Origin of the sequence: Magnetospirillum sp. LM-5, from assembly GCF_902729445.1 — a bacterium.
Lineage (GTDB): Bacteria > Pseudomonadota > Alphaproteobacteria > Rhodospirillales > Magnetospirillaceae > Magnetospirillum.
This window is the reverse complement of record NZ_CACVCE010000006.1, coordinates 69,803-78,712: the sequence shown is the minus strand read 5'-3', so window position 1 is coordinate 78,712 and position 8,910 is coordinate 69,803. Positions and strand designations below refer to the sequence as shown.

Here is an 8,910-nt window from a genome sequence, read left to right as displayed (position 1 = left end):
GCTGCCGTTCCAGTCGGCGTCGGGGGTGAAGGAATAGGTGCCGTCGGGGTTCAGCTCGACGCTGCCGTGGGCGGCGTCGCCCACCAGCTCGATGCTGACCACGCCACCATCGACGTCGGTGGCGCTGATGCTGCCGGTGACGACGTTGTCTTCGGTGCCCGAACCACCGGTGGCGGTGACCACCGCTTCGTCCTCGACCGCGCCGACATTGACGGTGACGGTGTTGGTGGTGGTCACGCCTTCCGAATCGGTGACCGTGTAGGTCAGTTCGGTGGTGCCGGCGAAGTCGCCGGTCGGCGTGAAGGTGAAGGTGCCGTCGTCATTGACGGTCACGCTGCCGTTCGGATTGTCGGCGAAGGCGATGTCCACCGCGCCGCCCTCGGCGTCGGTGACATCGACCGCGAAGACCAGGCCGCTGTCCTCGCTGATGCTGACGCTCTCGACCGGAGTGTCGGATCCTGCGACCACGATGCCGTCGGTGGTGGCGGCGTCGTTGACCGCCTCGACATTGACGGTGATCGTCTGCTCGGTGGTGCCGCCATTGGCGTCGGTCACGACAACGGTGAAGCTGTCGGTGCCGTTCCAGTCGGCGTCGGGGGTGAAGGAATAGGTGCCGTCGGGGTTCAGCTCGACGCTGCCGTGGGCGGCGTCGCCCACCAACTCGATGGAGGCGATGCCGCCATCGACATCGGTGGCGCTGATGCTGCCGGTGACCACCCCGTCTTCCGAGCCCTCGCCGCCGGTGACGGTGACCACCGCTTCGTCTTCGACCGCACCGACATTGACGGTGACGGTCTGTTCGGTGGTGCCGCCATTGGCGTCGGTCACCAGAACGGTGAAGCTGTCGGTGCCGTTCCAGTTTTCATCCGGGCTGAAGGAATAGGTGCCGTCGGCATTGACCGTCACGCTGCCGTGGGCGGCGTCACCCACCAGCTCGATGCTGACCACGCCGCCATCGACGTCGGTCGCGGAAATCGTGCCGGTGACGACATTGTCTTCGGCGCCCGAACCACCGGTGGCGGTGACCACCGCCTCGTCCTCGACCGCGCCGACATTGATGGTCACGGTGTTGGTGGTGGTCATGCCCTCGGAATCGGTGACCGTGTAGGTCAGCTCGGTGGCGCCGGTGAAGTCGCCGGTCGGCGTGAAGGTGAAGGTGCCGTCATCGTTGACGGTCACGCTGCCGTTGGGGTTATCGGCGAAGGCGATGTCCACCGCGCCGCCCTCGGCGTCGGTGACATCGACCGCGAAGGTCAGGCCGCTATCCTCGCTGATGGCGACGCTTTCGACCGGGGTGTCCGAGCCCTCGATCACGATGCCGTCCGAGGTGGCGGCGTCATTGACCGCCGCGACATTGAGCTCAATGGTCTGCTCGGTGGTGCCGCCCTTAGCATCGGTGACACGGATCGTCACACTATCGGTACCGTTCCAGTCAGGATCGGGCGTAAAGCGATATTGACCATCCTGGGTGAATTCGAGAACGCCGTGCTCGGGAACGGTGATAAACTCGACACTAGCAACCCCACCATCCGCATCGGAGATGGATATCTGGCCGGTGATCGTGCTGTCTTCGACCCCCTCGGTATTCGAAACCGTGATCACCGCCTCGTCGGCAACCGCCGCCACGTCGACGGTGACTTCCTGATCGCTGAAGCCGCCCTTGTCGTCATAGACGCGCACGGTGAAGCTGTCGCTGCCGTTCCAGTCGGCGTCGGGAGTGAAGGAATAGCTGCCGTCGGCATTGACCGTCACGCTGCCATGCGTCGCGTCGCCCACCAGCTCGTAGCTGACGATGGCGCCGTCGATGTCGGTCGCGCTGATGGTGCCGGTGATGGTGGTGTCTTCGTCGCCGGCGCCGCCGGTCATGGTGAAGACCGATTCGTCATCGACGTTCTTGATGTCGATGGTCACCGTCTGGCTGATGGTGTTGCCTTCATCGTCGGAAACGAAGACGGTGAAACTGTCCTGGTCGGCGAAATCGAACGTCCCATCCTGGTTCGTATAGGACGAGAAGTAGTTTTCGTCCGGCGTGTACGAATAGCTGCCGTCACCGTTGACGGTGATCGAACCGTGCGCCGGCTGGCTGAAGCTGATGCTGACCGAGCCGCCATCGGGGTCAACGGCGTCGATGACGAACTTCAGCTCACCATCCTCGTTGATGGTCTGCGGCGAGCCCAGCGGCACCAGGGTCGGATCGCTGGTGGCCGGATCGTCGAAATAGATGCCGCCGATAGCCGGCGGGGCATCGACGAACAGCTCGTCCAGGGCGGCTTCGGGCACGATCTCGGCTGCGTCGATGACGGCAGCGTCTGCCGTCGCCGTCGGGGCCACGGCTTCTTCGGCGTTCTGCTCGATGACGATCGGGTCGCCGAAAATGACGTTCTGCTCGCTCAGGTCGTCCTGGATCCGGACATTCAGCCGGGTATCGACCGCCACGTCCTGGGCCGCCTCGGCCGCGGCGCCATCGAGTTCGGCGACCGGCGGGGTCTCGATCACCGTCGTCTTGGCCTGGTCGACCGAAACCTCATCTTGCACGATCTCGCCGACCTGGAGGTCCAGACCCTGCTGGATCTGCTCGCCCTCGTTCGAGCCCTGGTGGATGGTCGCCAGCGAACCCAGCGCCGCATCATTGACATCGACCGCGCGCGCGACGTTCAGCCGCGTCTCGCCCATGTTCTGGTTGCCGACGTCCGACAGGACCGTCAGGTCATCCAAAGCCTGCTGCGCAACGCCTTGCGAGCCCGAATTCGGATTGTCGGTCTGCGCGTTGGTCTGGTTTTCGTCGAGATCGTCGGCCATGATCTTGCTCCCCGAGCATCCAAAAGGGCAAAAAAAAGCCCGGCCGCAATGCGGTCCGGGATGGATCATCTATTATGATGGCAGGTTCTTGCGCACAAATCCACTAGAATCTGAACGCCCCTTCAGCGCCGTGAACGGCCGCGTCCCTTGGGCTGACGCTGGGGTTGCGGGCGTTTGCCGGCCTCGACCGGCACCCCCAGTTCGACCGCCTCGAGCCGGCGCAGTTCGTCGCGCAGGCGGGCGGCCTCCTCGAACTCCAAGTCGGCGGCGGCGGCTTTCATGCGCTTTTCCAGGTCGGCCTTGACCGCCCCCAGATTGTGGCCGATGGCGTGGGCCAGGCCGGCATCGCCGGTATCGACGGTGACGTAATCCTTCTCGGCCACCGAATCCAGCAGGTCGGAAATCCCCTTCTTGACGCTTTCCGGGGTGATGTTGTGCGCCAGGTTGTAGGCGGTCTGCTTGTCGCGGCGACGCTGGGTTTCGGCCAGGGCGTATTCCAGCGAGGCGGTGATGGTGTCGGCATAAAGGATGACGCGGCCGTCGATGTTGCGCGCCGCCCGGCCGATGGTCTGGACCAGCGAGGTCTTCGAGCGCAAAAAGCCTTCCTTGTCGGCATCCAGGATGGCGACCAGCGCGCATTCGGGGATGTCGAGACCCTCGCGCAACAGGTTGATGCCGACCAGCACGTCGAAGACGCCGAGGCGCAGGTCGCGGATGATCTCGATGCGTTCAAGGGTGTCGATGTCGGAATGCAGATAGCGCACGCGCACGCCATGTTCGTGCAGGTACTCGGTCAAATCCTCGGCCATGCGCTTGGTCAGCACGGTGACCAGGGTCCGTTGGCCGTTGCGGGCGACATTCTTGACCTCGGCCAGCAGGTCGTCGACCTGATGCTCGACCGGACGGACGATGCACACCGGGTCGATCAGGCCGGTCGGGCGGATCACCTGCTCGACGAAGACGCCGCCGGTCTTTTCCAGCTCCCACGGGGCCGGCGTCGCCGACACGAACACCGAGGCCGGGCGCATGATTTCCCATTCCTCGAACTTCAATGGGCGGTTATCGACGCAGGACGGCAGGCGGAAGCCATATTCGGCCAGCGTGCTCTTGCGGGCATAGTCGCCCCGGTACATGCCGCCGATCTGCGGCACGGTAACATGGCTTTCATCGACGATCAGCAGCGTGTCGTCGGGCAGATACTCGAACAGGGTCGGCGGCGGCTCGCCGGGATTGCGCCCGGTGAGATAGCGCGAATAATTCTCGATCGACTTGCAGTGGCCGGTGGTTTCCAGCATTTCCAGATCGAAGGTGGTGCGCTCGCGGATGCGCTGGGCCTCGAGCAATTTGCCCTCGGCCTCGAATCGGGCCACGGTGTCCTTCAACTCGGCCTTGATCCCGGCCATGGCGGCGGTGATGGTCGGGCGCGGCGTGACGTAGTGGCTGGACGGATAGACCACCACCTCGGTCAGCCGCACGGTCTTCTCGCCGGTCAGCGGATCGAATTCGGCGATGGCCTCGATCTCGTCGCCGAACAGGCTGACCTGCCAGGCGCGGTCTTCATAGTGGACCGGAAAGATCTCGACCGAATCGCCCCGGACCCGGAAGGTGCCGCGCTCGAAGGCGGCATCGTTCCTGGTATATTGCAGCGTCACCAATTGCTTCAAAAGCTCGGTGCGGTCGATGGTGTCGCCCACCTTCAGCGGTACGGTCATGCGGGCATAGGATTCCACCGAGCCTATACCGTAGATGCACGACACCGAGGCGACGATCACCACGTCGCGCCGTTCCAGCAACGCCCGCGTCGCCGCATGGCGCATGCGGTCGATCTGCTCGTTGATGGCGCTGTCCTTCTCGATATAGGTGTCGGTGCGCGGGATATAGGCTTCCGGCTGGTAATAGTCGTAATAGGACACGAAATACTCGACGGCATTGTCGGGGAAGAAGCCCTTCATCTCGCCATAAAGCTGGGCCGCCAGGGTCTTGTTGGGGGCCAGCACCAACGCCGGCCGGCCGGTGCGCGCGATGACCTGGGCCATGGTGAAGGTTTTGCCCGAGCCGGTGACCCCCAGCAGCACCTGATCGCGTTCGGCCCGCTCGAGCCCGGCCACCAGCTCGGCGATCGCCGCCGGCTGATCGCCGGCCGGCTGGTAATCCGACACCAGCTTGAATTCGGCGCGGCCGGTCGGCAGATCGGGGCGTTCGACGAAGGGCAGGACAGGCATTCTATCCCGCCAGTTCCTTGCCGCGCCGCGTCGCCGCCGCCACCGCGTCCACCATCAACGGCCCCATGCCCTTGGCCCCATCCATCAGCACCGAAAGCGCGGCGGCCGTGGTGCCGCCGGGGCTGGTGACGTTGATCCGCAACTGGGCGGCGCTGTCATTGCTTTGACGCAGCAATTCGCCGGCACCGGCAATTGTGGCCCGCGCCAGCTGGGCGGCCAGCTCGGTCGGCAAACCGGCCCGGGCGCCGGCCTCGGCCATCACCTCGGCCAGCAGGAAGACATAGGCCGGACCCGAGCCCGATACCGCCGTCACCGCATCCATCAAGACTTCATCCTCGATCCACGCCACTTGGCCCACTGCCTGCAGCAACGACTGGCAGGACGATCGGGCCTGGTCGGTCACGCCAGGGCCGGCACAGCAGACGGTGATGCCGCGCCGCACCGCCGCCGGGGTGTTGGGCATGGCCCGCACGATGGCCGCGCCTTGCCCCAGATGGGTCTGGAAAAAGGATATGGGCTTGCCGGCGGCAATGGACAGGAAGGTGGCCTGGCCAGCGAAGCGGGCATAGGCCGGAACCACATCGGCCATCACCTGCGGCTTGACCGCCAGAATGACGATATCGGGGGAAAAGGCGGCGGGGATCGCATCGGCGCCGCCGACCAGGGCCACGCCCGCCGGCACCTGGGCCGGGTTGGGCTCGACCACCACCACATCGGCGGGGCGGATACCCTGTTCCAGCCAGCCGGCCAGCATGGCCGATCCCATCTTGCCGCAGCCCACCAGCAAAATCTTGGTCACGGGGGTCACTCCCATCGTCAGCGTCGCAGCCGTCACCCCCGGGCCTGTCCCGGGGGTCCATGGATGCCCGGATCAAGTCCGGGCATGACGTCTAAGAGATGACCATGCCGGCTGCGAAAAAGGAACCCCCTACGCCTCGCCCACCGTCTCCAGCAGCGAGGCGGCCATCGCTTCCTTCGGGCTCTTGCCGCCCCAGATGACGAACTGGAAGGCGGGATAGAAGCGCTCGCACTCGGTCACCGCCAGATCGACGATGTCCTCGATCTGCTCGGGCGCCAGGGCCGCCGGGCTGGCGCACAGCGCGGTGTGGCGGAACATCGGCAGGCCTTCTTCCTCCCACAGGCCGAAATGGCCCAGCCACAGCTTCTCGTTCATCGCCACCAGCAGCTCGCACACCTGAGAGCGCTTGGCCGCCGGCACCTTCATGTCGAAGGCGCAGGTGAAGTGCAGCGCCGCCATGTCGGCTCGCCAGGCGAAATAAAGGGAGTAATTGCACCAGCGTCCCGGAACCTCGACGGCCAGTTCCTCGTCGGAACGGCGGTCGAAGGCCCAGTCGTTGCCGGCCACCAACTGCTCGACCAGATCGAGCGGATTGGGACCGATATCGTCCTCGAAACCCAGTGCCATGCTCATCGGAGTCCCCCGCGCCACACCCCAAGATATGGGGGCGGCAGTCCTTGTAAAACACAAGCGGCAGGCTACAAGCAGGGGTTCCCCGGCTGCAAGGGAAAGCTTCGCGTCACATACCAAATCTTGTGGATAAGCGGCTCAATCCACCGGGATATAGCTGATTTCCACCACTTCCAGGGTCTCGGGCCCGCCGGGGGCGCGAAACGGGACCTCGTCGCCCTCGGCGGCCTTCATCAAGGCCCGGGCGATCGGAGCGATCCAACTGACCCGGCCCTTGGTCATGTCGGCCTCGTCGATGCCGACGATGGTGATGGTGCGCTGGATCCCCTTGCTGGTGGCATAGGTGACGGTGGCGCCGAAGAACACCTGATCCCGGTTGGTCTGCGCCGCCGGATCGACCACCCGGGCGGCCTCGACCCGCTTGGTCAGGAAGCGGATGCGGCGATCGATCTCGCGCAGGCGCTTCTTGCCATAGATGTAATCGCCGTTTTCCGAGCGGTCGCCATTGCCGGCGGCCCACGACACCACTTCCACCACCTTGGGCCGCTCGACCCGGGTCAGCTCGCGCAGTTCGGCCTGCAGGCGGGCGAAGCCGGCCGGCGTGATGTAGTTGGGCGAGCCCTTCGGGATCGGCGCCACGCCTTCCGGCAAGTCGTCATCGTCGCCGTCATTCTCGCGGGTGAAGGCCTTGCTCATGATTTGTCGCCACAAAAGAAAAGGGCCCCGGACTTGGCCGGGGCCCGGATACCGTCTTGGAACCTTACAGCATGCTGGCCAGCACGCGATCGGGCGGGTTGTGCCCGTCGGCGAAGGTCTTGATGTTGACGATCACCTTCTCGCCCATATCGACACGGCCCTCGATGGTGGCCGAGCCCATGTGCGGCAACAGCACCACATTGTCCAGCTGCAACAGCTTGGGATTGACCGCCGGCTCGTGCTCGAAGACGTCCAGGCCGGCACCGGCCAGTTCGCCCTTTTGCAGCATGCGGATCAGGGCGTTCTCGTCGACGATCTCGCCGCGCGAGGTGTTGATGACATAGGCATGGGGCTGCAGCTGGGACAGGCGCCGGGCCGACAGCAGGTGGAAGGTGGCCGGGGTGTGCGGGCAATGGACGGTGACCACGTCCATGCGGGCCAGCATCTGGTCCAGGCTTTCCCAATAGGTGGCTTCCAGCTCGGCCTCGATCTCGGGATGCAGGCGCTTGCGGTTGTGATAGTGGATCGACATGCCGAAGGCCTTGGCGCGCTTGGCCACCGCCTGGCCGATGCGGCCCATGCCGACGATGCCTAAGCGCTTGCCCCAGATGCGGTGGCCCAGCAGGTGGGTCGGGCTCCAGCCGGCCCAGTCGCCCGAGCGCATCAGGCGCACGCCCTCGCCCATGCGGCGCGGCACCGCCAGGATCAACGCCATGGTCATGTCGGCGGTGTCCTCGGTCAGCACGCCCGGCGTGTTGGTCACGGTGATCGAACGCTGGCGCGCGCTGGCCAGATCGATGTGGTCGACGCCGGTGCCGAAATTGGCGATCAGCTTCAGGGTCGGGCCGGCCTGGGCCAGGATGCCGGAATCGATGCGGTCGGTGATGGTCGGCACCAGCACGTCGGCGGTCTTGACCGCCTCGATCAATTCGGACTTCGACATCGGGTGGTCGTCCAGATTGAGCTTGGTGTCGAACAGCTCCATCATCCGCGTCTCGATGACATCGGGCAGCTTCCTGGTGACGACGACGACGGGCTTTTTCTGAATCATTGTTGTTGCTCCTCCCGTAACCCGATCTTGGCCTCTCGACCTAGCAAGGACGACGCCCCTTGTCCAGCGAACAGTTGACGCAGACGACCGTACGGCTTGGCGCCCTTGACCCGGGCCGCGCTTGGCCGCCTATAATGCGCCCGCTTTCGCATCATAGACCGAACGGACCCGTTGATGAACCTGTGGCGACATTTGGCGATGCTGGTGTTGACGGCGGCCCTGGCCGCCGGCCAGACGGCAACCGCCGGTGAAACCAGCGGTTTACCGCTGCCCCGCTTCGTGTCGCTGCGGTCCGACGAAGTAAATTTGCGCACGGGCCCGGGCGTGCGCTACCCCATCGACTGGATTTATTCGAAGAAGGACCTGCCGGTCGAGGTGGTCGCCGAGTTCGAAGCCTGGCGCAAGATTCGCGACTGGCAGGGCTCGGAAGGATGGGTCCATCAATCGATGCTGCAAGGACGGCGCATGATGGTGGTGATCGGCGCCACCCGCATCTTGCGCGCATCCGACGCCGACTCCGCCGACCAGGTCGCCACGATCGAGGCCGGGGTGTTCGGCCGGCTGCTGCAATGCCCGCGCAATCGCGATTTCTGCCGGGTGGAAATCCAGCAGACCCAAGGCTGGCTGAAGCGCGACGAGTTCTGGGGCGTCTATAAGGGCGAGTGGATAGAATAAATTCCTGTGGATGGAATCCGGGGCGCGATTGACTCCAC

The 8,910-nt window shown here is 64.9% G+C and carries 7 protein-coding genes; 1 reads left to right on the top strand and 6 read right to left on the bottom strand.

The annotated features are described in order from the left end of the window. From MTBLM5_RS04525 to MTBLM5_RS04500, 6 genes are all read right to left on the bottom strand, one after another. A partial coding sequence (locus tag MTBLM5_RS04525) for a tandem-95 repeat protein (protein ID WP_173974598.1) occupies window positions 1-2,799 on the bottom strand: 2,799 nt, incomplete at its 3' end. 122 nt (window positions 2,800-2,921) lie between these two features. Continuing rightward, complete coding sequence (gene uvrB / locus MTBLM5_RS04520; protein WP_173974597.1) at window positions 2,922-5,021, bottom strand: excinuclease ABC subunit UvrB; 2,100 nt, start codon at window positions 5,019-5,021, stop codon at window positions 2,922-2,924. Between the two features lies 1 nt (window position 5,022). Continuing rightward, window positions 5,023-5,820 (bottom strand): pyrroline-5-carboxylate reductase, encoded by a 798-nt coding sequence (gene proC / locus MTBLM5_RS04515; protein WP_173974596.1) that lies wholly within the window; start codon window positions 5,818-5,820, stop codon window positions 5,023-5,025. A gap of 129 nt (window positions 5,821-5,949) precedes the next feature. Next, a complete protein-coding gene (locus tag MTBLM5_RS04510; protein WP_068498843.1) occupies window positions 5,950-6,453 on the bottom strand; it encodes a YbjN domain-containing protein in 504 nt (167 codons plus the stop codon). A gap of 135 nt (window positions 6,454-6,588) precedes the next feature. Beyond that, on the bottom strand, window positions 6,589-7,146 hold the full coding sequence (gene greB, locus MTBLM5_RS04505; protein ID WP_173974595.1) for a transcription elongation factor GreB: 558 nt from the start codon (window positions 7,144-7,146) through the stop codon (window positions 6,589-6,591). Between the two features lie 64 nt (window positions 7,147-7,210). Beyond that, on the bottom strand, window positions 7,211-8,197 hold the full coding sequence (locus tag MTBLM5_RS04500; RefSeq protein WP_173974594.1) for a D-glycerate dehydrogenase: 987 nt from the start codon (window positions 8,195-8,197) through the stop codon (window positions 7,211-7,213). A 174-nt stretch (window positions 8,198-8,371) separates the two neighbouring features. Between MTBLM5_RS04500 and MTBLM5_RS04495 the strand changes: the two genes are divergently transcribed. Then, a complete protein-coding gene (locus MTBLM5_RS04495; protein ID WP_173974593.1) occupies window positions 8,372-8,872 on the top strand; it encodes an SH3 domain-containing protein in 501 nt (166 codons plus the stop codon). Window positions 8,873-8,910: the final 38 nt, after the last annotated feature.

Bases quoted from the DNA above. Each gene is read 5' to 3' on its own strand.
- greB (WP_173974595.1), bottom strand. From the start codon at position 7,146: ATGAGCAAGGCCTTCACCCGCGAGAATGACGGCGACGATGACGACTTG.
- MTBLM5_RS04510 (WP_068498843.1), bottom strand. From the start codon at position 6,453: ATGAGCATGGCACTGGGTTTCGAGGACGATATCGGTCCCAATCCGCTC.
- uvrB (WP_173974597.1), bottom strand. From the start codon at position 5,021: ATGCCTGTCCTGCCCTTCGTCGAACGCCCCGATCTGCCGACCGGCCGC.
- MTBLM5_RS04495 (WP_173974593.1), top strand. From the start codon at position 8,372: ATGAACCTGTGGCGACATTTGGCGATGCTGGTGTTGACGGCGGCCCTG.
- MTBLM5_RS04500 (WP_173974594.1), bottom strand. From the start codon at position 8,197: ATGATTCAGAAAAAGCCCGTCGTCGTCGTCACCAGGAAGCTGCCCGAT.